This window comes from Victivallis lenta (assembly GCF_009695545.1).
GTDB classification, from domain to species: domain Bacteria; phylum Verrucomicrobiota; class Lentisphaeria; order Victivallales; family Victivallaceae; genus Victivallis; species Victivallis lenta.
The window spans coordinates 261,201-285,326 of the sequence record NZ_VUNS01000003.1 but is presented as its reverse complement, the minus strand read 5'-3'; the positions used below and the strand labels follow the sequence as shown (position 1 = coordinate 285,326).

Sequence of the window (24,126 nt, the reverse complement as noted above, 5' to 3'; positions counted from 1 at the left end):
TTCCGTTCCGCATTCCGCGATTCCGGAACCCGGCAAAACAAACCACGCCCGACGAAAATGAATGCATTCGTCAGGCGTGCGTTCGACTCATAACAGACGGCCGGATTACTTGAACTGTTTCGGATCAAGCTGTTCGACGGCCTCTTTCAGCTCTTTTCCGGCGCGGAATTTGACCACGGCGCGTTCCGGAATCACGACTTCGTTCTTGGGCTGGTTCGGATTGCGGCCCTTGCGGCTCTTGCGGACCTTGATCTCGAAAACGCCGAAGTTGCGGAGTTCAATCGTGTTCCCGGCAATCAGGTCTTCCGCGATATAGTCGAGGGTCTTCTGCACGACTTCGGCCACATCATTCTGGATAAAGCCGGTCTCGCGGGCAATCTTAACCACCAAATCACGCTTGGTCATTTTCAATCTCCATTTTATGTATGAAAGGTTTTTAAGTTTCTCTTCTTTTTACAGTTAGATAATATTACGCCAAAATCGCCCTTAGTCAATATCTCCGGGTGAAAAAAGCGGATTTTTTTACGCTCCGCCGTTTCCGAACCGGGCCGCGGCGTCACGGATGACCTCTTTCAGCGGCAGGCCGCCGGATTCGGCGATCCGGCGGCAATCTTCGAATTCCGGCTTTACGGAAAGAACCCCGCCGTCGGCGCCGTATGCGACCTTGACCCGGATCTCTCCCCGCGGCGTCACGACCTTCCGTTCCCGCCGGGCAAGACTCCGGCGCGCGAGCGGGGCAATCCGGACGCCGAGCGTCGTGCTTTCGCGGAAAATCAGCGCAAGCATGGTTTCGCGCTCCTCCGGGCGGGTCAGCACACAGAGCTTCACTCCCGGACGCTGCTTCTTCATCTGGATCGCCTCGGTCCAGACATCGAGCGCGCCGGCGGCGAACAGGCATTCGATCAAATAGCCGGTCACCTCGCCCGTGCAGTCGTCCAGATTGCAGGAGAGCTCCTCGAGCGCCTCTTCCCCTTCCGGCCGCTCCGCCGCGTCGATCAGCATGGCGCGCAGCAGGTTCGGACGGTGCAGCAGTTCGCGCCGCCCGAACGAAGACGCGGCCGCCAGCACCCGCGAACCGGACGGAACCGCGGCATGCGGCCACGCCGCCAGCAGCGCAGCGCCGGTCGGCGTCAGCAATTCGAACGGCTCGTCCGAAGGGGCGATCTCAAGTCCGCGCGTCAGCAGCTCGGCCGTGGCCGGCGCCGGAATCGGCATGACGCCGTGCGCGCACTCAAGAGTCCCCTGACCGGTCGGCAGCGGCGAGACCGATACGGCCTCCGCGCCGAGCAGATGAAACCCGTAACAGCAGCCGACGATGTCGACGATCGAATCGACCGCGCCGACTTCGTGGAACGAAACCTCCTCCGGCGCCTTGCCGTGAATCTTCCCCTCCACTTCGGCCAGCAGCGCAAAAACCGCAACGGACGACCGTTTCACCGGCTCCGGCAGCGCGGAGCCTTCGATCAGCGCCCGGATTTCCCGGAACGCGTGGTGATCATGGTGGTGGTGTCCATGCTCCTGCCCGTGCTCTCCGCGGCAGTGATGATGATGCTCCGTCTCCGGCAGCGCGACGCGGGCACGGACTCCCGCGATGCCGTGGGAGCTCGTCTCTTCGACCGAAAGCGTAAAATGTCCGGGCAGCAGAGACTCCAGGCCGCGAACGATCGTATCGCGGTCCGCCCCCAACGCGATCAGCGCGCCGAGGATCATATCCCCCGACGCACCGCCGACACTGTCAAACCGAATGATTTTCATAAAAGTAAAATCCTTAACCTTTTTACTGTAACGCCGGATATCCGGAAAGTCAAGCCTTCCGCCTGGCCCCGCTCCTTGAAGCGCGATGCAAACCTTCCGGATTCCGCTGCGGCGCCGTCCCGCGCGGAATCCCGGGATATCTCAACCCTTCGGATCGCGGAATCTCACTGGAACTCTTTCCGCAGCTCTTCGAACGTGCCGTTTTCGATCGAGGCGCGAATCCGGCGCATCAGGTTCAGGAAATAGTGCAGATTGTGCAGCGTCACCAGGCGCACGCCGAGGATCTCGCCGACGTTGAACAAATGCCGGATATACGCCTTCGTGAAGTTCCGGCAGGCATAACAGGAACACTCCGGGTCAATCGGCGTGAAATCGTCCGCATAGCGCCCGGCTTTGACCGGAATGGTCCCGCCGCCTCCGACGAAGGCGGAACCGTGCCGGCCGAGCCGGGTCGGCATGACGCAGTCGAACATGTCCACCCCCCGCGCGACGCTCTCGACAATCTGGCGCGGCGTGCCGACGCCCATCAGGTAGCGCGGCGCGTTATCCGGCAGGTGCGGCGCGGCGGCATCGACCGCCAGCATCATCTCCGGCTCGCTTTCGCCGACCGAAACGCCGCCGATCGCATAACCGTCGAACCCGATTTCAACCAGGCTCTCCGCCGCGCGCTTCCGCAGCTCAGGATAGACCGAACCCTGCACGATCCCGAACCGGATCTGCCCGTCGTTCAGCGGCTGTTCGCGGCTCATGCGCTCCCAGCGCGTCGTGACGGCCAGCGACTTCTCGGCCTGCTCGAAGGTGGCCGGATACGGCGTGCATTCGTCGAACGCCATGACGATATCCGAATCGAGCGTCCGCTGGATCGCCATCGACTCGCGCGGCCCGAGGAAGAAACGCGTGCCGTCGATGTGCGACGCGAACCGGACGCCGTCCGGCTCCATCTTCCGCAGCGTCGCGAGGCTGAACACCTGAAAGCCGCCCGAATCGGTCAGAATCGACCGCTTCCAACTGCTGAATCTGTGCAGTCCGCCTGCTTTCGCCATAAGCTCCATGCCGGGACGCAGAAACAGGTGGTAGGTGTTGCCGAGGATGATCTCGGCGCCGAGTTCCTCAAGCTCGGCAGGCGACATCGCCTTCACGCTGGCCCGGGTGCCGACCGGCATGAACACCGGCGTCTGAACGGTTCCGCGGCGGGTCGTAAGGACGCCTCGCCGGGCATTCCCGCAACGGGAGAGTACTTCAAACATAAAAAATTCCTGAAAAATTAAAATGGCCGGAACAGCGGACCTGCTCCGCAATTCACGATATACTTTATCCGCATCCCAGGCGGTTTTCCAACTTCGGCGGCAAATATTTCCGAAACAGTTCGGCCGTCTCCGGCATCGGAAACGGGCGCATGAATCACCCCCGAACCGGATTAACGAGCCGCTTCCAAACTTATAATTTTACGAACATGGCCCGATAGAGCTCATCGGTTTCCGCCCCGAGCGCTCCGGCCAGAGCCGCAGCGAAGGCGAAGACCGCGCCGGGCCCCTTTCCGGTCACGATCCGGCCGTCCCGTTCGGCGGCACCTTCGCCGGGGACACAGCCGTCCGGCAGATATTCGCCGAGCCCCGGATACATCGTAAACTTCTTTCCTTCAAGAACTCCAGCTTTCGCAAGAACAATCGGCGCGGCACAGATGGCGGAGACGATCTTGCCGGAGCGCTCCATCTCCCGCACGAATTCCACCACGGCCACGGAATTGTACATCGCAAGCGCTCCGCCCATGCCGCCGGGAAGGAAAACGGCGTCAAATCCGGCCGGGGAACACTCCGCCAGCAACCGGTCCGCCTTCAGCCCGAAATCGTGAGCTCCCTTAACCTCAAGGCGATGCAAACCGGCAACCGTCACCTCCATACCGAGCCGGCGCAGGACATCGCCGACCGCAATGAATTCCGTCTCTTCGACACCGTCGGCAAGAATAATTGCAATCTTCTTCACAAAACCCCCTTGACGATTTATCATTTTCAGGATAGATTAATAATTGCACGCATTTAATATAACATCCAGAATGGTCTCCGACAATCATGTTCGAACGGGATTTCACCGATTTTCTCCGCTACCTCACCATTGAACGCGGTCTTTCGCGCAATACGGCCGACGCCTATCGGCGCGATCTGGAAGACTACGCCGCCTGGCTTACCGCCCGCAGCATCGACTCCTTCCGGGAAGTCAAACGCGAAACGATTGTCAACTACCTGAACTTCGGGCACTCCGAGCGCGCCATGGAGCCGGCGACGCTGGCCCGCCGTCTCGTGGCGATCAAAATGCTCTACCGCCATCTCGAAGAGGAGGGGCTGATCAAAGAGAATCCGGCTGCAGTGCTGGAATCGCCGAAACTCTGGCGCGTCCTGCCGGACTTTCTGACCGTCTCCGAAGTCAACGCATTCCTGAACGCATGGCCCGAAAAGGGTACGGCGCTCGAGCTGCGCAACCGGACGATGCTCGAACTGCTCTACGCCTCCGGGCTGCGGGTTTCGGAGCTGACGAACCTGCCGCTGGCCGCGCCGGACTTCGACAATCACCTGGTCCGCGTCACCGGCAAAGGAGAGAAAACCCGCATGGTGCCGGTCGGGGAAGCCGCGCTCGAACTCCTGCAGCGCTATCTCGCCGAGGCACGCCCGGTATTGGCCGCGAAAAATCCGGCCTCCCCGTTCGTATTTCTCTCCCGCAACGGCAGGCAGCTCGACCGCGAGCGCGTCTGGGCCGTAGTCAAGGAGGCCGCCGCCCGGGCCGGAATCAAGAAAAACATCCATCCGCACACACTGCGGCATTCGTTTGCGAGCCATCTGCTGGCCAACGGCGCGGACCTCCGCGTCATTCAGGAGATGCTGGGACATGCCGATATCGCGACGACGGAGATTTACACCCATGTCGATGCCGCGCGCCTGCGGGAAACCCACAGGAAATTCCATCCGCGCGGCTGACCGCCGGCGGCCCCCCGCGCGTGGCTCAATCCGCGAAGAGATTGCGGAATTCGTCCAGATTATCTTTGGTTACAAGCACATAGCGGATCTTGAACGCCTCCGTCCGGTCCTTCGGCGCCGGCACGTCATAACGCGCCTTCGGGTTTGAGAACACCACAGCCGCGACCTTGCCGCTCCGAATCAGGTCGACCAGCCCCGGAATCGGTCCGGACGGCAGCCCGAGCAGCAGAATCCTCGGCCCTTCCTCGTTCTTGAGCAACTTCAGATTCTCGATATCCGACGGGAGGCCGATCGTGGAAATCACGACGGCGGCATCCGGATAACGCTCCACGACTTTATCGAAATCCTCCGCCGTCATCGACATATAGAGCGGCATCGGCATCTCGGAGAGCTCCACCGGCAGCTGGATCGTGTCGAGCATGACATCGCTGCTGCCGTACCCTTCGATCATCGCATAAGCCAGCTGCTTGATGTTTTCATTCCGGTGAAAGTCCGGATCGACCAGAAGCAGCAGCTGCCGGTTCGGCTCCGTTCCCTTCAGAAAAACTCCGGCCTCGTATCCCTGAGAAGCATAAAACGCCATCTCATTTTCCAGCAGATCATCGCTCAAACCGCCGAACTGGCGGTGCCAGAACAGCGCCCCGCCGGAAAACACCATGATCGCAAAAGACACGGAGGCCGTTGCAAACAGAAACGCCAGAAGCGTTTTGAAGAATTTGGCCATCCCAGTTACCCCTCATTACCTCAGACAGTGATTATCAAAAAAAACACCACCCGACAGTGTATGGCAATACGCTATCCGGTGGTGACTCCGTTTCTCAGAAACCCGAAACTCAGTTGGAGAAATGCGCCTTGTACTGATCCGCATTTTCCTTGGTGACGAGCACATAGCGGATATCGAACGCCTTCATCGGGTCGGACGGGGCCGGCACATCGTACTTCGCATCCGGGTTCGAAATGATCAGGCCCGTGATGATGCCGCTCTGCAGCGCCGCCATGATCCCCGGCACCGGGCCGGAGGGCAGACCCATCAGGAACAGCGCCGGACGCTTGTCGGCCGACTGCTTCATGAACTTCAGGCGATTCGCGTCCTGCGGCAGCCCGACAGTGGTCACGATGACGCCGCAATCCGGATGCTTGTCGACCATTGCGTCGAAGTCGGCTGCCTTCATCATCATATAAAGCGGCATCGGAGCATCGGCCTGGTTGCCGGGAAGCTGAACGGTGTCGGTCACCACCTCGCCGCCGTAACCGGCCTGGAGGGCGTCGGCAAGCTTCTTGACGTTGTCATTCTTTTCGAATCCCGGGTCGGCGACCAGCAGAACCTTCTTGCCGGGGAACGTCGTCTTGAGATAGTCACCGGTCTTGGTGCCCTGCGAGGCGTAGAACTTCATCTCGTTCTCGAGCAGGCCGTCACGCGTGCCGAAAACATTCATCTCGTTGAGGAGAAGCCCCGCACTGATCACGACCACGACGAAGAGCACGAACGCGACCGGCTGCATGGCCGGATTCGTCTTCTGCTTCTTACTGCAGACAATCATGCCGATCAAAGCCAGAATCATCAACGCGATATATACAATATGCATACCCTTTTCCCCTTTGTTTTAGTTATGCAAGGTGACCGCAAACGAATTTTCTTGTCAGTTAAGCTATAATCAATTCTCCGAAAAAGCAAATTGTTTTACCGCTTTTTTTATATTTTTTTACAATAATTGCCGGAAAAATACGTTAAGGCTCCTCATTTCGCAGACTTCGCAGGAGTTCCGTCCGGCCCCAGGCCCTCTTTTTCCAGCTGCTTTGCATTCGCATACTCCTCCCGGACGGCGGCGATGTCGACCGACACCGGCGGAAGTTCGAGCCTCATCTCCTTCAGCGTGTCGGCCAGGATGCGCGAAACGGCGTAATTCCGGAAGTATTTCCTGTCGGCGGGGATGACATACCACGGCGCCTGCGCGGTCGAGCAGCGCTCGAGCGCCTCTTCGAACGCCTTCCGGTATTCCGGCCAGAGCTTGCGTTCGGCATAGTCGGCACTGCTGATTTTCCACTGCCGCGACGGGTCGTCGAGCCGGTCTTTGAACCGCTTGAGCTGCTCCTCCGGGCTGATGTGGAGATAAAATTTGACGATCACGGTCCCGCTCTTCACAAGCAGCTTTTCGAAATCGTTGATGAATTCGTAACGCTCGCGCCAGACCTCTTCCGGAACCATCTTGTGAACGCGCTGGATCAGCACGTCCTCGTAATGCGACCGGTTGAAGATCACGATCTCCCCCTTCTTCGGCGCGACCATATGGACGCGCCAGAGGAAATCGTGCGCGAGCTCGAGCGCGCTCGGCGTCTTGAACGACTGCACCCGGCACCCCTGCGGATTCAGCGGCGCGAGAACGTGGTTGATGACGCCGTCTTTCCCGGCCGCATCCATCCCCTGCAGCACGACGAGAAGCGAGCGCTTCCCCTCGGCGTACAGGTCGAACTGAAGCTTCGCCAGCTCGGCGCTGTTCCCGGCCGTCTCCTTCAGGATTTCGTCGTCCTTGCCGAACCCGAACGTGCCGGCGGGATCGATCCGGCCCAGATCGACCTTCTCCCCCGGACTGACCATCAACTCTTTACGCAAATCCATTCTCCGCCCTCCCCGGTTGGTTCCTCTTCAATATAGACAGCCCGGGCGCGGATTGCAAGCGGAAGTCACCCGACCCGGTAATATTTCACGGCATCGGGCGGCCGGATATCGGTCAGGTCGCCACGGTAGTGGCGCAGCCCGACCGGCTGGTACGGGTGTTTCAGAAGTTCGTTTTCGTCGAGGTCGATGCCGATGCCGGGGCGGTCCGGAATGACCATCCTGCCCTCGCGCACCACGAGCTCCTCGTCGCAGATTTCCGCCCGGTAGGGCACGTCGGTCATCATCATTTCGAGGATCACGAAGTTCGGCACACAGCCGGCGAGCTGCAGCGTCGCCGCGTTCGCGACCGGCCCGGACGGATTGTGCGGGCAGAAACCGATGTGGCGCGCCTCCGCCTCGGCGCCGAGCAGCCGCATTTCGAAGATGCCGCCGGCGTGCGAAATGTCGGGCTGGATGTAATCCGCGCAGTTCAGGTCGAAGAACTGCCGGTACTCGTAGCGGTTGTAGAGCCGTTCGCCGGCCGCGAGCGACACGCGCACGCGCTCCTTGACTTCACGCATGCCGTTGAGGTCATCGGGCGGCAGCGGCTCCTCGAACCAGCAGATGTCGAACTCCTCGAGCCGCCGGCCGATCTTCACCGCGGTCGGAATGTCGAAACGGCCGTGTCCCTCGATCAGCAGCAGCACATCCTGTCCGACGGTTTCGGAGACCTTGCGGACACACTCCATGGCGGAGTCGAGTTCGCGCCTGCCGATCTGCTGCCACGCCTTGCCGAACGGGTCCCACTTGCAGCCGAGAAAACGGTGCTCCCGGACCGCGGCGGCCTTCGCGGCGAATTCATCCGGCGTTTTCGCCGGGGCGAACCAGCCGTTCACGTAGATCGGGACCGCGTCGCGCACCTTGCCGCCGAGCAGCTGCCAGACCGGAACGCCGAGCGCTTTGCCCTTGATATCCCACAACGCGATTTCGACGCCGGCGAGCGCGCTCATCAGGACCGGGCCGCCGCGCCAGTACGCATCGCGGTAACAGTCGTGGCGGAACGCCTCGATATTGTGCGGGTCCCTGCCGATCAGCCAGCCTTCAAGGTCATGAATCGCCGCGGCGACGGTCGGCTCTCGGTACTCGAGCGTCGCTTCGCCCCAGCCGTGAATGCCGGAATCGGTCTCGACTTTGACGAACACCCAGTTCGTGCGGAAACAGTTGCAGATATAAGTCTTCAGTTTCGTGATCTTCATTTTCCATTCGCGGCGGCCAGCACCGCCCACCCCCATTCTCCGAGCTTGAAATTGAATGCTCCGTCGCGGAACTCCGCAGTTTCATCGCCGGCGGAAACGCCGAGCGGCCGCATCTTCTCCGCCCCGTCGAAACGGAGCGAAAATTCACGCGGCACATCATCCATGTTCAACACGAACCACAAACCGCGGCCGTCCGGCTGCCGGCGCGGCACGACCTGAATATATTTCCGCGCTTCGCCGCCGGCGCCGGAAATCCTCCACTTCGGCAGGATGCCGGATTTTTCAAGCTGTTTTGCCAGCTCCCGCCGGAACGGCCCGGCCTGCTCCCACGACAAAACCGGAACGTCGTTCGGATAGAACGGCCGTTCGATCTGGTACGCCATCGAAAGCTGCGATGCGTACAGCACGGTTCTCCCTTTCCCGTATGCGTGCGACACGACCGCCGGAGCTCCGTCGGCGAAACGCGCCTCGACCGTCCCCGCCGCGACCTCCATTTCCGCCCTGAAATCGAAAGCCGGAATGCCGCCGCAATCCGAGCCGGGCAGCTTCCCGAGATCGTAGACCTGCGCGCCGAACAGATCGGTCATGCCGCCCGGCGTCACCTCGTAGTGAATGCCGCAGCTCCCCTTCAGCGCAAACGGCGACTCGGCAATCAGCGCGCCGCCGTTTTCAACGAAGCGGCGGAGCACCTTCTCCATCCACGGATCGACGTACGGCCGGAACGGGATGAACAGCGCCTTCGCGCCGTCGAGTATGCCTTCGCGGATTTGCCGCAGGTTGCAGACTTCGGCCCGGATGCCGATATGCAGCAGCGCGTTGTAGAGATTCGGCAGGGCATTGTTGTACCGGCCGCGATAGCCCTCCGCCTCCGCCATCGCTTCGCAGTCGCGCGAATCGAGTATCAGGACGCCGGAGCGGTCCGCGACATGGTTCAGGAAATCGTCCGCATGTTCATTCAGGAAGCGCGAAAGTTCTCCGAACGCCGCCGCGCGGTCCGTGATCCGGCCGTCCCAGCCGACCAGGTTGAACTCCCCGGCCTGCGCGTCCGAAATCCGGCTGCGGTAGAGCCAGCGCAGCACGGCCCGGGCGCCGTGGGCGACGAACAGCAGGTCGCGCGCATTCATCTTGCGCGGCGAGTAGCCGCGCGGCACGAGGTTGTGGACCCAGCTGACCGGGCCGGCTTCGGTTTCAACCACCCAGAATCCCTCCGGATCGCGGCGGAAAGCCCGCCTTCCCTGCGGCAGAAGGTGGACGTTCTGATGGGTCGTGAACTCATACGCGGAAAATCCGGTATCGCTTTTCCCCTGGGCATGGATCGTATAGATGCTCGTGCCGAGGATATCCTCTTCGCCGAAGATATCGGCGTCGCCGGGCCAGCACATATGCGAGATGACCGGCGTATCCGGGTCGGCGGACCTGATCCAGCTCCTGACGAGATTGAATTTGCAGGTCCGGTTCCAGGCGGTGAATTCCCTCCAGTCGAGAAACGGCCGGTAGCCGCCGGCTTCGAAACTCGCTTCGGGCTGCGGATTCACATCCTCCCAGCTGCGGAAACGAACCGGGAACTCCGTGCTCCACGCCTCGGCGAGCGCTTCGAGGGCACCGTATTTTTTCTCCAGCCACTCCCGGTAGAGCGCGACGGTGTGACGGCAGTAGCACTCCGACAGGCGCGGTTCATTCCAGCCGGACCAGGCCAGCAGCGACGGGCGGTCCCTGTAACGCGACACCGCTTCGCGGATGAATTCCGCCGCGAGCTCCTGATAGACCGGATCGTCATAACAGAGCTTGAAGCGGTTGAACCGCAGCTCCTCCGGCGAATCCGGCTTCGGCTTCAGCAGCGTGCAGTGCCGGTCGTAGACAAGGTGGCGCGGCGGATAGATCGCCTGCAGGTTCGTAAAGGTGCCGCCGACGTTGCCGATCACCTTGAGCCCGTGTTTCTCCGCCAGGTCGAACGCGCGATCGATGCGGGAGAAATCCCGCACGCCCGGCTCCCGCTCAACCCGGTCCCAGCAGAGAAAGAGCCGGAATACGGTAAGCCCGAGCTTCGCGATGTTCCCGATATCCCGCGGCCATTCCGCGATATCGACTTCGGTCGCCTTCGGCAGCGGCGCATAAGTTGCTCCGACCGGAAAAAAACGTTCCGTCATTTTTCCATCTCCCCGGTAAAATTCCCGAATGCCAGCAGCAGCGGATAATCCCGGACCGGCAAATGGAGGAATTTGCATCGTCCCTTTCCGTCCGTCTCCGCCATCTCCGGCGGCAGCGCATATATTTCGCCGTTCAGCAGGTCGACCAGCACGGGTTCGCCTTCGACCCCGGCAAACTCCACGGAAACGGTCGATTCGTATCCGGCCGTCGTCAGCAGCTCGGCCGGATGCCAGTAGACGAATCCGGCCCCGTCCGGCTTGCGGAAGCCGTATGTGAACAGTTCCTCTCCCGAATCGTCATGACGCATGATGCGCGGCGAATGCAGCCCGGTGATGAAACGGAACGGCAGCGGCTCAACGGCGCACTCTTCGCGGAAAATCGCGGCGAGCGTCTGCAGTGTCCGGTACGAAAGCTTCGGCGCATATTCCCCGGTCGACCGTCCTTCGGCATCGAACTCCGCTCCCAGCACGCCGAAGAAACCGTAATCGAGATAGCTGCCGCGGTCGCCGACCTTGCCGTTCAGCGCTTCGACCATGTCGAGGCATGAGAAATAAGAGTTGATTTCGACTCCCTGCGCGAAATGGACCAGCAGATGGCGGGCGAGGAACTTCGCCTGCCGTTCCGGCGTCCAGGCGCCTTCACGGAGCGCTCCGGCCCCGCCTTCGCGCGACTGGGTGCCGGTCTCTCCCTGGATGAAGGCGATCTCCGGATTGCAGCGCCGGACGAGCGCCCGCAGCCGCCGGAAATTCCCGAGCCCGACCCGTTCGTCCGGCGTATAGCTGTGATAGCTGAAGGCGTCGAGCGAAGCAGCCGCGCCGGTTTCGAGAAAATCAGTCAGCCAGCCGAAATCGCAGCAGCAGATGACGCCGCCGATCACCTCCGCCTCCGGATTGCCTTCGCGGACCGCGGCGGCGGTCGCCTTCGTGAATTCACCGGTTTCCGCGCCGTTCACGCCGTGCTTCCAGCACCAGCGGCCGTCGGGTTCGTTCCAGATTTCGAAGCGGGGGACCCGGCCGCGATACCGGGCCGCGGTCGCAACGACATAGTCATGCCACGCCCGCCGCTGCTTTTCGGTATGGATCGGCGGGCAGCCGACCGCGCCGAACACCTGCGCCGCCGCTTCGTCGTATATGCCGTTGCCGTAGCAGAGGCAGATCCACGGGACGAGGCCGCGCGACACGAGATTGTCGACGATCGAATCGAGCCAGGCGAAGTCGTAAACGCCTTCGCTCCGTTCGGTCCGCGCCCAGCCGGACTGAATCCGGATCCATTTGACGCCGAGCGCCGCCACTTTGTCATACGCCTTCCCCGGGTCGAACACATTGCGGTCGAGCTTTTCAAACCCGAGTCCCCAGACGGAGTTCCGCACGTCCCGGGCATGTACCGGAGCGACCGCCCCGAGCCGTTTCAAACCACTCATTTTCCACTTCTCCCGGTTAAGGCGCATAATACATGCCGCCGTTGATATTGATGGTCTCCCCCGTGACGTAGCCGTTGCGGAGCGGAAAAATCACCGCGTCGGCGATCTCCCCGCAGGTTGCGCCGCGCCCGAGCGGTATCGCGGCCGACTCCTCGGCGTACTTCTCCGGCGTCAGCCGCTTCCCGATATTCTCGGTCACGACCATGCCGGGCGCGACGGTATTGGCCGTGATGCCGTATGGTGCGCCGTTGTCGGCAAAAGCGCGGGTCAATGCATGCATGCCGAGCTTCGAGACGCCGTAGGCGATCATGCTCATCTCGGCCGGGCGGAAGCTCCGCACGCTGGCGATATTGACGATCCGTCCCCAGCCGCGCGCCTTCGCCCGCTCGAAAAACGCGAGAGAGGCGAGAAACGCCCCCTTCAGGTTGACTCGCATGACCCGGTCGAACCATTCACCCTCGCTCATATCGGCGGTCCGCAGCCACGGGTCGAGCCGCGCGTTGTTGACGAGAATGTCGACCGGACCGAGCTCCCGGAACATCTCATTCACGGCCGCTTCGTCGCCGACGTCGCAGCGGACGATGCGGACATCGCCGCCCGCCGTTTCGATCTCCCGCTTCACCTGTTCGGCATTTGCGGTGTTGTTCGCGTAATTGACGACGACCCGGCAGCCGAGTTTCGCGAGTTCCTGCGCGATGACCCGGCCGAGTCCCTGCGACGCCCCGGTGACCAGGGCGACTTTTCCTTCGATGCTGTCCATGCCTGTTATCCTGCCGTGTTGATGATTGAAACCGCTTTGCTGATTTCGGAGGCGGCGCGGGAGAGCCCTTCGGCAAACGCCGCGCCGCGCTCCGCATACTCGTCGAACGGAATCGAGCCGCCGAGCGTCGCGAGAAACGCCCCGTTGCGGAAAACCGGAAACGCCGCGATGCCCTGTCCGCGCGCCGGATCGGCGAACACGACGCTCTTCGCCTCGCGGATCTCCGCCAGCTGTTCCCGGATTCCGCGCGCCGGGTCGAGCAGCCGGAACCGTTCGCCGCCGGACGAATCCAGCAGCGCCGGCAATTCCTCCTCCGGTGCGAACGCAGCGAGCATAAGCCCGGTCGCCGTGTCGAAAAGATCGCGGAACGCAAGTTCGGAGAGCCGGATCGCCAGACGCGGCGATTCGTTCCGGTGATAGAGGATGTAACGCAGCCCTCCCTGCCGTTCGGCCAGCAGCACGGAAGCCTCGAATCGCCGAGCGGCTCCGTCGGCAACCGGACGGGCCGCCTCCAGCAGCGCCGGTTTATAGCTGACCGCATTGGCGAAGGCGAGTGCGCGCGGTCCTGCCGCATAGCCGTCCTGCCGCGAAACCTGAATCAGATATCCGGCATCGGAAAGCTCGCGGATGATCCGCGCGCAGGTGCCGGTGTTGATGCCGAACCGTTCGGCCAGCACCGAAATCCGGAGCGGATGCGGCGAATTCAGCACCACCGCCTCCAGAATCGCAAAGGTTTTGTCGAGTACTTTTATCATCTTCACTCTTTCATATTATGAAATACAATTGTCTTATAATAAAATTATACTTCATATTAACTCAAAAAGCAAGAGCCTGATTCGATTTGCAATTCTTATTTCTTTAAAAAAATGCAAATCTCATGAAAACGGCTTGCTTTTTCAATGCGAATTGCGTATAATATAAATGTCCGATGAATGTCCGTTAAATAGAAAGGTCCTACCGATGAGCAACGTACGCGGCAGACCGGTACAGGAAAGTCTGAAGATCCGGCACTATGTGATGAACCTGATTTACACGCATCCCGGAGAAGCGGTCATGCTGCCGAGTTCCGTTGAGCTGAGCAGGATGTTCGGCGTGGCGCGCAGCACGGTCACGCTCGTGCTGCAGGCGCTGACCCGGGAAGGGTATATCGAAGGCAAACGCGGCATCGGCACCTTCACGAAATGCAACGGGACCTTCTTTCCCGACCGCAGAAAAGCACCTCTGGTCGGACTCCTGTACGGGGACGGCAAATTTTTCTTCTATGAGTACTCGGCATGGTCGCTGCTGAGCTGCACCGGACGGTCGCTGACCCGGAGTCTCCGGATGGTCCGCCACCTGTCGCTTGTCTCCATGAGCGACGACGAGATGTTCAATGAGATCCGCAGCCAGTATCTCGATGCATTGGTCTGGTTCAATGCGAGCGAGACGCGATTACCGCTGATCCGGCGGCTCGAAGAAGCGGGAATCCTGATCGTAACCTGCGGCGAGCTGCCGGAAGAGGCCGCCGTCGACAACTTCCGCTTCGATCTGCACGGATCCGGCCGTGAAATGGGACTGCGACTGCTCGCCGAGGGGCGCCGCCGGGTCTTCTTCGCCGTCGAAAACGACGCCAGCCGGAGCCGCCTGCGCGGTTTTGAAGATGCATACCGCGAAGCCGGCAGAAAGCTTGATCTGCATGCGTTCCGGGAGGAGCCCTCGTCCTCCGTCTTCGACCAGATCGCAGCGAAGCTCGAAGCCGGGGTGATCCCCGATGCATTCTACACCCATGGGGAGTACCTCTCCGGCATCCTCGAACTCCTGAAAATGCACCATGTCGATACCGTTTCGCAGTGCCGGATGCTCGCGGAATTCCACACCATCCATACTCCGGAATTTTGCGGCATCGTATCGGAAGTCCCGTTCGAAGAACTCGGCGACCGGATCGCCCGCCGTGTTTCCGAACGGCTGGCGGATGCTTCCGCACCTCCGGTTCATGTCGCATTGCCCGTGCCTTTGAAAGTTTTGCAGGCAGCCAGATAAGTGGGATGATGTTCCCGACAACGCCCGCCGGCGCAGGGCGGAGCCGCGGAGCCGCCGAAAAGCGGCCGAAACAACGATCATTTGTTGGAGAATATGGGAGTAATTCATGAGAAACAAAACATTTCATTTCACACTGATTGAACTTCTTATCGTAATTGCAATCATCGCAATCCTCGCCGCGATGCTGCTGCCCGCCCTGAACCGGGCGCGGGCGACTGCAAAACGCAGCAGCTGCCAGTCGAACCTGAAGCAGCTCATGCTCGCGCATATCATGTACGATACCGACTGCAACGCCTTCGCAAGCAACGGTTCGCAGACAAAGATCGTCGATGGAGGCGGGAACAGTTTCGCACACTTCGGGCTCCTGCAGCTGCGCGGCTATCTGAAAAAACTCGCAGGCTCGTCACAGGGATGGAGACCGGACGGTGTCGCCCTCTGCCCGGCTTATGCCGGGGACCCGTCCAAAGGCGGCGGCTACGCGATCAACGAGGCAACGATCCATAACGCCTCGCTCCTCGGAACGAACGGCAAGTGGATCAGCTTCCGGCAGTGCAGAGGCCCCTCACGGAAGCTTTTCATGGTCGACGGCTACAAAGAAATCAATTCCGACAAATTCTCGTACTGGTTCGGCTATTGGAAGCGGCTGAGCTGGGATTACGATACGGCGGTCTCCGACCGTCATCAATCCGGAGCGAACGGCGCATTCGTCGACGGTCACGTGGCGTGGCTCCAGCGGACCGCGGATACGACCTGGCCGACGGAGATGACGGCGCGCGACTCCATGTTCCTCTACTGGGTTCCGTAAACATATATGAGGCTGCCGATGAATAAGACAGTACCGCTGCTGCTTCTCCTGCTCTGCTCTGCATTCCCGGCGGCGGCGCAGGCAATCTCCCTCCCCATGACCGGAACCGGCGCGCTCAAAGAGTGGAGCGTTCGAGGCTGCGAAGCCGCGCCCGGCCGGGAGGGGATCACGCTCAAGCTGCCGAGGGAGAAGCTTTCGAGGGGGACGGTCGGGATCTTCCGCTCCCTGCCGGTCGATCGCCTGCGCGGACGGCGTGTGAGCTGCTCGATCGAAGTCCGGGCGGAAAACCTCGTGCCGGGACCGCAGGCGAAACACTTCCACGGAGGAAAGTTCCTGCTCTGGATAAAGTCGCCCGGAGGGGAACTTTATCCCGGTGGAAAAATCGCCCCCGGCAGCTACGGGTGGCAGCGCATTTCGTTCCGGACGAATATTCCGGCCGACGCGGAAACGGTCCTGCTCACGCTCGGCTTTCAGAATGCCGGCGGGAAACTGGAGTTCCGGAATTTTTCCGCCGAAGCGGACGACACGATGCTCGATCTCTCCGCGATTGCGAATATGGATTTCTCCGATGAAACCGCCGGAGACGGCAAAGGCGGCTGGTCCGACCAGGGACGCGACAGCGATGCCCGGAATTTCGACCGGGGAAGGGAGGTGTACGGCGGCGTTCCCTTCGTCCTCTCCGATCCCGCCCGAAACGGCGGCCGGAGCGTGCTCTCCATGTACTCGACCCACTTTCCGAACGGCCGGAAAGAGGCGGAACTGCGCTTCAAAACTCCGCTGCGGGGGAAATACCTCTATCTGCTCCACGCGCTCTGCTGGGGGAATACCGGCAGAACCGGCGAACTCGAAATCACCTCTTCAACCGGGAAAACCCGCACCGTCGACGTCATCGGCGGCCGCCACGTCGACGACTGGTGGCGGGTCCGCGAACTGCCGGAGGCGTGGCCCGGCGCGAAATGGACAGCAGGAAACGGCAGCAGCGTCGGGCTTTTCACCGCACGATTCGCGCTTGATTCCGATATTGCGCGGCTGAAGTTCCGCTCGGCCGGTGGAGAAGCGCTCTGGATCATCGCCGGAGCAACGATCTCGGACCGGAAGTACACCCCTGTCCGCGACACGGAATATGTCATCGAAGCGGGCGGGCCCTGGAAACCGCTGAAACGCCCGGAGTCACCGTGCATCCTCCCCGGTTCCGCCCTCGATCTCTCTTCCGGCACCATCCGTCCGGTCGAACGGATCATCGTCAATGCGGCGGGGCGGTTCGCGCGGCAGAGCGAACCCGAAAAAGCCGTACGCTTCTATTCCGCCTCCGGCGGGCTCGGCGGCACGATCCACTTCATGCACAACGGCAGACGCGAGAGCCTCAGAATCCGGGAGAACGACCTTGACTCGCACGAAAAGATCGACCGCTTCGTCCGCGAAATCCGGCGTCAGGGCTATAATATGTACCGCATCCACATGCCGAATATAAGCCTCGGGAATCTGGAACAGGGGGAAGTGAAGCTGAAGCCGGCGGAGCTCGATCTTCTGGACTACCTTGTCAGCGCACTTAAAAAAAACGGGATTTACCTCATGATCGACGCGCTCGGCGGACCGACCGGCTACTCCGGAGCAAACCGCTGGCTCGTCGGCGGCACAATGGAACACCGTTACACCATGTATTTCGACGCAGAAAGCCGGAAACAGTGCGAAGAAGGGATGCGGCAGCTCTTCACCCACCGGAACCCCTACACAGGGACGCGCCTGATCGACGATCCTGTCCTCGCACTGATTACAGGCTGCAACGAGCAGGAGTTCGCCTTCATCCGCAATCATGATTTTCATGAGCTGGGAGCCCCGGCGTGGCGACGCTTCCTCCGGGAGAAATACGGTTCCGCCGAAAGGCTGAACGCGGCATGGAAAACCGCGTTCGGCGCTTTCAGCGAGGTGCCGGCGTTCACTCCGGAGCAGTACGCCGCACGCGGCAGACGCGGTGCGGACCTCGATGAATTCATTGCCCGGCAGGAACGCGGCATGATCCGCTACTTCACGCAGAAGTTCCGGCAATGGGGCTATAAAGGGCTCTTCACAAATTTCGATATGACGAAATCCATGCACTACTCTGCGGTACGCGGCGACCTCGAGGTCGTAACCATGCACTCCTATTTCGGCCACCTGTCCGCAGACGGCACCCAGCAGAGCCAGGGAAGCATGGTCGGAGGCGGCGCACCGCTCTTCCGCGACTGCGCCTCGACCCGGATTGCAGGAAAGCCATTCATGATCAATGAGTACGGCCATCTGTTCTGGAACCGTTACCGCTATGAGGAGGCGCTCGGGTTCACCGCTTTCGCCGCCATGAACGATGTGGACGGCCTCATGGCCCACGAGGGGCCGGCCGCTATCTCGAACGCCCGGATGATCGACACCTGGGCGATCTACTGGGACCCGGTCAAATGCGCACAGCAGCTTCAGGGGTACTTCCTCTTCCTGCGCGGCGATATCTCTCCGGCATGCGGAGAAGCGCGCATCCGCTTTTCCGAACAGGAACTCCGGAGAACGGGAGCGTATCCGGACGCGCTCGGCAGCGCTCAGTCCCGGCTGTCCCTCGTAACGAAGCTGACCCTGGAGCAGAACGATTCCGGAAAACCGCTTCTTCCTGCCGGAAAAGGAGTTGCGATCATCCCGCTGTCGGGAAATTCGCGCGTGGAAAACAATACCGCCGGATTCTCGCAGACACATGAGGCCGCGCCCTCCGGCTTCAATCTCGCCGCCGAACTCTCCGCCCTGAAAAAACAAGGCATACTGCCGGAGGCCAATCGCAGCGGCGGCTGGACACTTTTCGAAAGCGAGACCGGAGAACTCCTGCTTGACGCGAACCGGAAACTTGTCCGTGCCGACACGCCGCGTTTTCAGGGGATGGCCGCTCCTGCGGGAACAGCGCTGAAGCTCAGCGACATTGAAATCACCCGTTTCACGACAGACGGCAATCTCTCCGTCATCGCACTCGACGGCACGATCCGCACGGCAAAACGGCTGCTGGTCGTCTACGCTACCAACGCACTGAACTCCGGCATGACGTTCACCGACCGGACCATGACGGTCCGGAAACATCCGGGGAAGAATCCGACTCTCGTCCGAACCGGAACCTTCACGCTGATAGTCAGGAACGAAAACGCATCGCAGATGAAAGCATATCCGCTGGAACTGAACGGCGAACGCCGCGCCCCGATTCCGCTCTTTGTTTCCGGCGGCAGGCTCGAGCTGCCGGTTGACACCGGTACCCTGCCGGGCGGCCCCGTTCTCTACTTCGAAATCGCCCGCTGAGGAGCACGGAAACGCGGCTGACCGGCACGGCGCCGATGCCGTTCCGGGCCAGCCGGACCGCTTCGGCATAGTCGTCGGCGCAGCCTGTACGCGACGGAATTGCCGGCGTTACGATTCGCTCTCCGGCTCTTCGGAGAGCCGGCGGAGCAGCAGCTCGGCGGGAGTCAGGAACTTCTTCTCCTGATTGCAGCTGCGGCAGCAGACGACGAGGTTCCCCTTCGTGCTCCTGCCGCCGCGCGCAACCGGAACGATGTGATCGAGCGTAAGCTCTTCCGGCGGAAACTTCTTCCCGCAGTAATGGCAGATTCCCTTCCGGAACAGATTCCGGTAATACGGCGTTTTGCGCAATTCGCGCGCTTTCGCGCGCTCGCGCCTGATATGCCGTTCGTCGCGGCTGATTTCCACCCAGTCATCCATGCGGACCTCTTCTCCGAACCGTCGCGGAATGCTTCAGCCGGCAAGGCGGCCGGTGTCGAGGACCTCGCGGATCGCCTTGGCGACGGTCGGCAGCCGGTGCGGTTTCGGAAGGAAACCGCAGGCCCCCTGCTGAAGCAGGTCGTGGACCTCGGCCTCCGAGACAAATCCGCTCGAAAGCAGAATCTTCGCCTTCGGGTCGATGGAGCGGATGCGGAAGAAAGTCTGGTGCCCTCCCTGCTTGGGCATGATCATATCGAGCAGGACGAGGTCGATCTGCGAAGGATTCGCCTCATAAATCTCAACCGCGTCGAGACCGTTCTCGGCGAGCAGCACCGAGTAGCCGAGCTGCTGGAGCGCTTCGATCAGGAAGTCCCAGATCGTTTCGTGATCGTCGACGATGAGGATCGTCTCGCTCCCTCCCGGCAGTGAATTGACTTTCTTATTCATGGTTGTAAACTTGCCTCTTCGGTTGCACCGATTCCGTTACGCTGCCGACTTAAAACAATATGTACGCGCCGCGGCAGTGCCGGAAAATCGCTTTTTATTTTATCTTTCTATTGGCGTTGGAAATAAGTTATGTATATATTATACTCGATTTCCGCAGGAATGGCAAGCACCGGAACGATATTTTGACAAAAATGGCAAAGACCTACTATCAGATCCTGAACGTCGACGCGCGGGCCGGATTCGCAGAGCTGAAGCGCGCGTATTACCGGCAGGCGAAACGGTGCCACCCGGACCTGTTCGGAAATTCACCGGAAAAGACCCGCGAATTTCAGCTGCTGGCGCTCGCATTCGATGTCCTGACCGATGCCGGGAAGCGCCGGGAATACGACCGCAGCCTCCTCTCCGACAACGAACTTTTCCGGCGCGACCCCGAGAAATCGCCTGAACCGATGATGGATTCGGAGGCGGACGACATTCTCGAGGAACTGATCGTCGGGAATCATGCGCCGCCGGAAACGTCGCTCGCAACCCTGCTGGCCGATCTCGAAAAGACCGAAATCTTCATGACCTACCGCGAAGGGCGCGACCATCTCCGCAGCGCACGTTACGACAAAGCCGAAGCCTGTTTCACGGAGGTGGTGCTGGCGGCGCCGCAGAATATCGTATTCCGCATCTGCCTGGCCCGCGCGCTGACGGCGCAGGGGAAGTACGGCGCGGCCGTGAAGCACTACCGCGCCGCGCTGTCGACCGGGCGCCGGCGGAAGCCGCGCCAGCAGCTCTGGCGGGTGCGCCGCGAACTCGAAGAGGCGCAGATCAGGCGCCTGCCGCTTTTCGGCCGGTTCCGGCAGTGGTTCCGGCCGAAACCGGCCGACTTCGGCGAGGATGAAGCCGACCGGATGATCGGCGAGCTGAACCGTTCGCTGACCCGTGCCGCGCGGCATCAGAAATTGGAGCACCGCGACGATGAGTGAAGAAAAGACGGCGGCGTTCCGCGAACTCTGCAAACTGACCGGGCAGGCGGTCAGCCGGTACCGGATGATCGGAGAAGGCGACCGCATCCTGGTCGGCCTCTCGGGCGGCAAGGACAGCTTCATGCTGCTGCATGCACTGCATGCGCTGCGGCGGAAGGCGCCGGTGCGGTTCGACCTGATTGCGGCAACCTTCGATCCCGGCTTTCCGGAATTCAACGTCGCGGGCATCGCGGATTACTGCCGGCGGCAGGGATGGGAGCACCGGGTCGTGAAGCTCGACATCGCCGGCATCCTCGCAGAAAAGCGGTACGAAGGGACTCCCTGCGTGCTCTGTTCGCGGCTGCGGCGCGGCAAGCTGTACGGGCTCGCCGCGGCGGAGGGGTGCGGCAAGCTGGCGCTCGGCCAGCACTTCGACGACATCGCGGCCTCGTTCCTGATGAGCCTGTTCCGCGGCCAGGGCCTGAGCACGATGGGGCCGAATGTCGCGGCGAAGGCGAAGGAGGGAATCCGGATCATCCGGCCGTTCGTGCTTGCGCCGGAGTCGCTGATCGTCCGCTGCCGCGAAGAACGTGAACTGCCGCAGGCCGGAAAATGCCGTTACGAGGCGGAGCTTGCCGACGGCGACCGCGCCTACTTCCGCGGGCTCGTCGACGAACTGGCGGAGCGGATTCCGAATCTGCGCAGCCAGATGCTGCGTTCCCTGGGCAATATCCAGCCCGGCTATCTGCTCGACCCCGCCTACCTGAAACCGGGCGACCCGGACTGAGCCTCCTCCCGCCGGACCGGTTTTCCGTTCCGGCGGTGCGGTTGTCACAACATCGCCCTGATCAGTTCGGCGATATGCGTGTTGTCATAGTAATTCGAGAACAGTTCCGCATTCACGCCGCGCGCGAAGGTCATGACCGGCAGCGCGGTATGGGCGTAGGTGGTCCAGCCGATTCCGGCTTTCGCCGCCAGAATCCGGGTCGCCGCGACGGCGAGCGGTTCATAGCCGCCGCAGCGCAGTTTGCTCTCCGCCGACGGATGCAGCGACGCTTCGAGCGCCTGGTCCAGCTCGTTTTTCTCCTCGTCCGCAAGAACGAGCGGCCCGGTTCCGTCGAACCGCAGTCCGAACCGTTCGGTGACGAGCCGCCGCATCCGTTCCGGTGTCAGGACATCCCTCTTCTTCAGTTCCCGGAGCTCGTCCGAAAACGCCTGAAACGACACTTTCTGGGCTTTCAGGAGCCCGTAGCGGCTGCCGTACGGCAGGGTGCGCTGGCCGAGCGTGAGCCCGCCGGTCTCGTGGTCGGCGGTGACGATGATCAGCGTCTCGTCCGGATGGGCGTCGGCGAAGCGCACGGCTTCCGCCACCGCATCGCGGAAGGCAAGGGTTTCCGCGACCGCGGTCGCCGCGTCGTTGGCATGGCAGGCCCAGTCGATCATGCCGCCTTCGACCATCAGAAAAAAACCGTTCGGATTGTCGAGCAGCTCGATGCCCCTGGCGGTCAGGGCGGCGAGGGTCGGAACTCCGTCCCTCCGGTCGATCGCATACGGCAGGCTGGCCGTCCGGTTCGGTTCGGGCGATATGACGATGGTCTTGCCGGCCCCGCGCTTCAGCGCGTCGAACGCATCGACGGTGCGGACGACGGTATAGCCGTTCTCTTCGGCCAGGCGGTAGGCGTCCGGCCGGTCCTTCTTTTTCCCGGCGGGCCGGAGCAGTCCGCCGCCGGCGAGGTAGTCGATTCCGCTCCGGCCCATCTGCACGGCGATGTCGTAGTAGTTCGAGCGGGACGGCACGTTCGCGTAGAAGGCGGCCGGCGTCGCGTGGTCGAGACTCACGCTGGTGACCACGCCGACCTTGCGCCCCTTTTCACGGGCGGCGATGACATAGGACGGAAGCGGAGTCCCGTCCGGCGCCCGGCCCACCATGCCGGAGTTGGTTTTGCTCCCCGACGCGAGCGCGGTTCCCGCCGCCGCCGAATCGGTGATATACGAATTCAGCGACCGGGTGGCAGTCAGCCCGACGGTTTCGAATCCGTCGAACAGCTGCGGTTTTCCGCAGAATTCCGCAGCGAGGCTGACCTGCGGAGCCCCCATTCCATCCCCGATGAAGAGGAAAATGTATTTCGGTTTTTCGAGACCGGCCGCCGGAGCGGCAACGGCCAGCAGTGCGGCGCAGACCGCCGCGAACAGTCGAAGTTGTTTCATCGATTTCACCTCATATGGTTCTAAAGCAAAGTTCTTTCTATCGTCGCCGCCGGCCATGGCCCGGACTGCGATGGCTTCGGAAAACGCTTCCCTCTCTCTCCGCCGCGAAAACAAAAGGCGATTGTACCCATCGCGGCGGAAGCAGTCTCCGGAACGCGGGAAGCGGGACGGACCACCCCGCCGCTTTCCCTCGAAACTTCTCCGTCACGGATTCTTCTTCATGAAAGGCTCCTTTCGGTTAATCCCCCCGGCGTCCCGGCACTTCGCCGCGCAGCAGCCGAAGATGTACATATGCCGCCCTTTTTCACATGGACGCAGAACACGGACGGGACGCAGGCGGGAGAGAAGTCCGGCCGGAGAGAACCGCCTCATCCTGTTTCTTCCGGTTCCGATCCGCAGGACGGCATCGTACCGCTCCGTCTTGTTCATGCCATAAGATATCACCGGAATATTCGGGTTTGGTTAGAGAACGGTTCGAATTCGGAAATATCGGGAGATACGGCACGGCAAAACTTGCATGCGGAGCATTTCCGTGTTATGGTGAGAAGGTTCGGAGAATTTTCACGCGATGATGGACAAAAAGAAAAAACGGCTGCTGATCCTGGCCGCCTTCGGAGTGCTGCTGATCGGCGCGGCGGCATTCTCTCCCTACCGTCTGATCATTGTAAGCGGGGAGTCGATGTCGCCGACCTACCATTCCGGCCGGCTGCTGCTCGGGCGGAAACAACTGTTCTGCCGGAACATCCCGTTCCGGCGGGGAGAGGTCGTGCTCTTCCGGCACGAAAACGAGACCTGCCTGAAGCGCATCTACGCGCTGCCGGGGGACGAAGTCGTGATCTTCCGGCTGGACGAAGGGTTCAATCTGCTGGTGCAGACAGCGGACTATATCCGCTATTACCGGCTGGCGGAGGAGATCGGCCAGGCGCGAATTGACCGCTTCGAGGTTCCGGAGGGTGAACTTTTCCTGCTCGGAGACGCGCCGCAGATTTCGCTGGACAGCCGGGATTTCGGCCCGGTCCCGCAAAGCGCGGTGATCGCCCGCATACCGGCAGAGCGGTAAACCGGCCTGCCGC

Annotated in this window: 22 protein-coding genes; 7 read left to right on the top strand and 15 right to left on the bottom strand. The window is 61.5% G+C overall.

The genetic code is table 11. From position 1 onward, the window contains the following. Positions 1-105: 105 nt before the first annotated feature. The 4 genes from FYJ85_RS05000 to FYJ85_RS04985 all read right to left on the bottom strand — a co-directional run bounded on the left by FYJ85_RS05000 (position 106) and on the right by FYJ85_RS04985 (position 3,738). The gene (locus FYJ85_RS05000; RefSeq protein ID WP_106053817.1) at positions 106-405 is read right to left on the bottom strand and encodes an HU family DNA-binding protein; all 300 of its coding nucleotides are present in this window, start codon (positions 403-405) and stop codon (positions 106-108) included. A gap of 117 nt (positions 406-522) precedes the next feature. Continuing rightward, a complete protein-coding gene (larC, locus tag FYJ85_RS04995; protein WP_154417164.1) occupies positions 523-1,755 on the bottom strand; it encodes a nickel pincer cofactor biosynthesis protein LarC in 1,233 nt (410 codons plus the stop codon). A 164-nt stretch (positions 1,756-1,919) separates the two neighbouring features. Beyond that, a complete protein-coding gene (gene tgt / locus FYJ85_RS04990; protein ID WP_154417163.1) occupies positions 1,920-3,002 on the bottom strand; it encodes a tRNA guanosine(34) transglycosylase Tgt in 1,083 nt (360 codons plus the stop codon). A gap of 190 nt (positions 3,003-3,192) precedes the next feature. Continuing rightward, on the bottom strand, positions 3,193-3,738 hold the full coding sequence (locus FYJ85_RS04985) for a DJ-1 family glyoxalase III (protein ID WP_158704061.1): 546 nt from the start codon (positions 3,736-3,738) through the stop codon (positions 3,193-3,195). 86 nt (positions 3,739-3,824) lie between these two features. Between FYJ85_RS04985 and xerD the strand changes: the two genes are divergently transcribed. Next, entirely contained in the window at positions 3,825-4,724 is a 900-nt protein-coding gene (gene xerD, locus FYJ85_RS04980) for a site-specific tyrosine recombinase XerD (RefSeq protein ID WP_106053821.1), read from the top strand. A 25-nt stretch (positions 4,725-4,749) separates the two neighbouring features. Here xerD and FYJ85_RS04975 read toward each other — a convergent pair whose 3' ends face one another. The 8 genes from FYJ85_RS04975 to FYJ85_RS04940 form a co-directional block, all read right to left on the bottom strand. Next, positions 4,750-5,448 carry a hypothetical protein gene (locus FYJ85_RS04975; RefSeq protein WP_106053822.1) on the bottom strand — a complete coding sequence of 233 codons (699 nt, stop codon included), beginning with the start codon at positions 5,446-5,448 and terminating at the stop codon, positions 4,750-4,752. A 109-nt stretch (positions 5,449-5,557) separates the two neighbouring features. Further along, the gene (locus FYJ85_RS04970; RefSeq protein ID WP_106053823.1) at positions 5,558-6,310 is read right to left on the bottom strand and encodes a hypothetical protein; all 753 of its coding nucleotides are present in this window, start codon (positions 6,308-6,310) and stop codon (positions 5,558-5,560) included. Positions 6,311-6,462: 152 nt separating this feature from the next. Further along, positions 6,463-7,341 carry a polyphosphate kinase 2 family protein gene (locus tag FYJ85_RS04965; protein ID WP_154417162.1) on the bottom strand — a complete coding sequence of 293 codons (879 nt, stop codon included), beginning with the start codon at positions 7,339-7,341 and terminating at the stop codon, positions 6,463-6,465. Positions 7,342-7,406: 65 nt separating this feature from the next. After that, positions 7,407-8,576, bottom strand: a complete 1,170-nt coding sequence (dgoD, locus tag FYJ85_RS04960; protein ID WP_106053825.1) for a galactonate dehydratase — start codon at positions 8,574-8,576, stop codon at positions 7,407-7,409. After that, positions 8,573-10,723, bottom strand: coding sequence for a beta-galactosidase (locus tag FYJ85_RS04955; RefSeq protein WP_106053826.1), 2,151 nt, complete (start codon positions 10,721-10,723; stop codon positions 8,573-8,575). Before FYJ85_RS04955 ends, dgoD begins: the two co-directional genes overlap by 4 nt. Beyond that, complete coding sequence (locus FYJ85_RS04950) at positions 10,720-12,144, bottom strand: GH39 family glycosyl hydrolase (RefSeq protein ID WP_206212979.1); 1,425 nt, start codon at positions 12,142-12,144, stop codon at positions 10,720-10,722. Before FYJ85_RS04950 ends, FYJ85_RS04955 begins: the two co-directional genes overlap by 4 nt. Positions 12,145-12,160: 16 nt before the next feature. Next, complete coding sequence (locus FYJ85_RS04945) at positions 12,161-12,904, bottom strand: SDR family NAD(P)-dependent oxidoreductase (RefSeq protein WP_154417160.1); 744 nt, start codon at positions 12,902-12,904, stop codon at positions 12,161-12,163. Positions 12,905-12,909: 5 nt separating this feature from the next. After that, positions 12,910-13,659, bottom strand: a complete 750-nt coding sequence (locus tag FYJ85_RS04940; RefSeq protein ID WP_106053829.1) for an IclR family transcriptional regulator — start codon at positions 13,657-13,659, stop codon at positions 12,910-12,912. 205 nt (positions 13,660-13,864) lie between these two features. Here FYJ85_RS04940 and FYJ85_RS04935 point away from each other — a divergent pair, with 205 nt between their 5' ends. The 3 genes from FYJ85_RS04935 to FYJ85_RS04925 all read left to right on the top strand — a co-directional run bounded on the left by FYJ85_RS04935 (position 13,865) and on the right by FYJ85_RS04925 (position 19,031). After that, entirely contained in the window at positions 13,865-14,923 is a 1,059-nt protein-coding gene (locus FYJ85_RS04935) for a GntR family transcriptional regulator (RefSeq protein ID WP_206212978.1), read from the top strand. A 106-nt stretch (positions 14,924-15,029) separates the two neighbouring features. Then, on the top strand, positions 15,030-15,728 hold the full coding sequence (locus tag FYJ85_RS04930) for a DUF1559 family PulG-like putative transporter (RefSeq protein ID WP_154417158.1): 699 nt from the start codon (positions 15,030-15,032) through the stop codon (positions 15,726-15,728). An 18-nt stretch (positions 15,729-15,746) separates the two neighbouring features. Continuing rightward, entirely contained in the window at positions 15,747-19,031 is a 3,285-nt protein-coding gene (locus FYJ85_RS04925; RefSeq protein WP_206212977.1) for a beta-galactosidase, read from the top strand. Between the two features lie 108 nt (positions 19,032-19,139). On the opposite strand, the gene FYJ85_RS04920 is transcribed toward FYJ85_RS04925, so the two are convergent. Beyond that, complete coding sequence (locus FYJ85_RS04920) at positions 19,140-19,448, bottom strand: HNH endonuclease (RefSeq protein ID WP_154417156.1); 309 nt, start codon at positions 19,446-19,448, stop codon at positions 19,140-19,142. 33 nt (positions 19,449-19,481) lie between these two features. Next, entirely contained in the window at positions 19,482-19,895 is a 414-nt protein-coding gene (locus FYJ85_RS04915; protein WP_106053833.1) for a response regulator, read from the bottom strand. Positions 19,896-20,086: 191 nt separating this feature from the next. On the opposite strand from FYJ85_RS04915, the gene FYJ85_RS04910 reads away from it, so the two are divergent. Together FYJ85_RS04910 and FYJ85_RS04905 are read left to right on the top strand one after the other, a co-directional pair. Beyond that, positions 20,087-20,866, top strand: coding sequence for a J domain-containing protein (locus tag FYJ85_RS04910; RefSeq protein ID WP_235903117.1), 780 nt, complete (start codon positions 20,087-20,089; stop codon positions 20,864-20,866). Next, on the top strand, positions 20,859-21,632 hold the full coding sequence (locus FYJ85_RS04905) for a PP-loop family protein (protein ID WP_106053835.1): 774 nt from the start codon (positions 20,859-20,861) through the stop codon (positions 21,630-21,632). The genes FYJ85_RS04910 and FYJ85_RS04905 overlap by 8 nt, the downstream gene beginning before the upstream one ends. A gap of 44 nt (positions 21,633-21,676) precedes the next feature. Here FYJ85_RS04905 and FYJ85_RS04900 read toward each other — a convergent pair whose 3' ends face one another. Continuing rightward, positions 21,677-23,053, bottom strand: coding sequence for an alkaline phosphatase (locus FYJ85_RS04900; RefSeq protein ID WP_206212975.1), 1,377 nt, complete (start codon positions 23,051-23,053; stop codon positions 21,677-21,679). Between the two features lie 568 nt (positions 23,054-23,621). On the opposite strand from FYJ85_RS04900, the gene lepB reads away from it, so the two are divergent. After that, entirely contained in the window at positions 23,622-24,113 is a 492-nt protein-coding gene (gene lepB / locus FYJ85_RS04895; RefSeq protein ID WP_106053837.1) for a signal peptidase I, read from the top strand. Positions 24,114-24,126: the final 13 nt, after the last annotated feature.

Coding starts and splice junctions, on each gene's coding strand:
- FYJ85_RS05000 (WP_106053817.1), bottom strand. CDS start 405: ATGACCAAGCGTGATTTGGTGGTTAAGATTGCCCGCGAGACCGGCTTT.
- larC (WP_154417164.1), bottom strand. CDS start 1,755: ATGAAAATCATTCGGTTTGACAGTGTCGGCGGTGCGTCGGGGGATATG.
- tgt (WP_154417163.1), bottom strand. CDS start 3,002: ATGTTTGAAGTACTCTCCCGTTGCGGGAATGCCCGGCGAGGCGTCCTT.
- xerD (WP_106053821.1), top strand. CDS start 3,825: ATGTTCGAACGGGATTTCACCGATTTTCTCCGCTACCTCACCATTGAA.
- FYJ85_RS04975 (WP_106053822.1), bottom strand. CDS start 5,448: ATGGCCAAATTCTTCAAAACGCTTCTGGCGTTTCTGTTTGCAACGGCC.
- FYJ85_RS04970 (WP_106053823.1), bottom strand. CDS start 6,310: ATGCATATTGTATATATCGCGTTGATGATTCTGGCTTTGATCGGCATG.
- FYJ85_RS04965 (WP_154417162.1), bottom strand. CDS start 7,341: ATGGATTTGCGTAAAGAGTTGATGGTCAGTCCGGGGGAGAAGGTCGAT.
- dgoD (WP_106053825.1), bottom strand. CDS start 8,576: ATGAAGATCACGAAACTGAAGACTTATATCTGCAACTGTTTCCGCACG.
- FYJ85_RS04955 (WP_106053826.1), bottom strand. CDS start 10,723: ATGACGGAACGTTTTTTTCCGGTCGGAGCAACTTATGCGCCGCTGCCG.
- FYJ85_RS04950 (WP_206212979.1), bottom strand. CDS start 12,144: ATGAGTGGTTTGAAACGGCTCGGGGCGGTCGCTCCGGTACATGCCCGG.
- FYJ85_RS04945 (WP_154417160.1), bottom strand. CDS start 12,904: ATGGACAGCATCGAAGGAAAAGTCGCCCTGGTCACCGGGGCGTCGCAG.
- FYJ85_RS04940 (WP_106053829.1), bottom strand. CDS start 13,659: ATGATAAAAGTACTCGACAAAACCTTTGCGATTCTGGAGGCGGTGGTG.
- FYJ85_RS04935 (WP_206212978.1), top strand. CDS start 13,865: ATGAGCAACGTACGCGGCAGACCGGTACAGGAAAGTCTGAAGATCCGG.
- FYJ85_RS04930 (WP_154417158.1), top strand. CDS start 15,030: ATGAGAAACAAAACATTTCATTTCACACTGATTGAACTTCTTATCGTA.
- FYJ85_RS04925 (WP_206212977.1), top strand. CDS start 15,747: ATGAATAAGACAGTACCGCTGCTGCTTCTCCTGCTCTGCTCTGCATTC.
- FYJ85_RS04920 (WP_154417156.1), bottom strand. CDS start 19,448: ATGGATGACTGGGTGGAAATCAGCCGCGACGAACGGCATATCAGGCGC.
- FYJ85_RS04915 (WP_106053833.1), bottom strand. CDS start 19,895: ATGAATAAGAAAGTCAATTCACTGCCGGGAGGGAGCGAGACGATCCTC.
- FYJ85_RS04910 (WP_235903117.1), top strand. CDS start 20,087: ATGGCAAAGACCTACTATCAGATCCTGAACGTCGACGCGCGGGCCGGA.
- FYJ85_RS04905 (WP_106053835.1), top strand. CDS start 20,859: ATGAGTGAAGAAAAGACGGCGGCGTTCCGCGAACTCTGCAAACTGACC.
- FYJ85_RS04900 (WP_206212975.1), bottom strand. CDS start 23,053: ATGAAACAACTTCGACTGTTCGCGGCGGTCTGCGCCGCACTGCTGGCC.
- lepB (WP_106053837.1), top strand. CDS start 23,622: ATGATGGACAAAAAGAAAAAACGGCTGCTGATCCTGGCCGCCTTCGGA.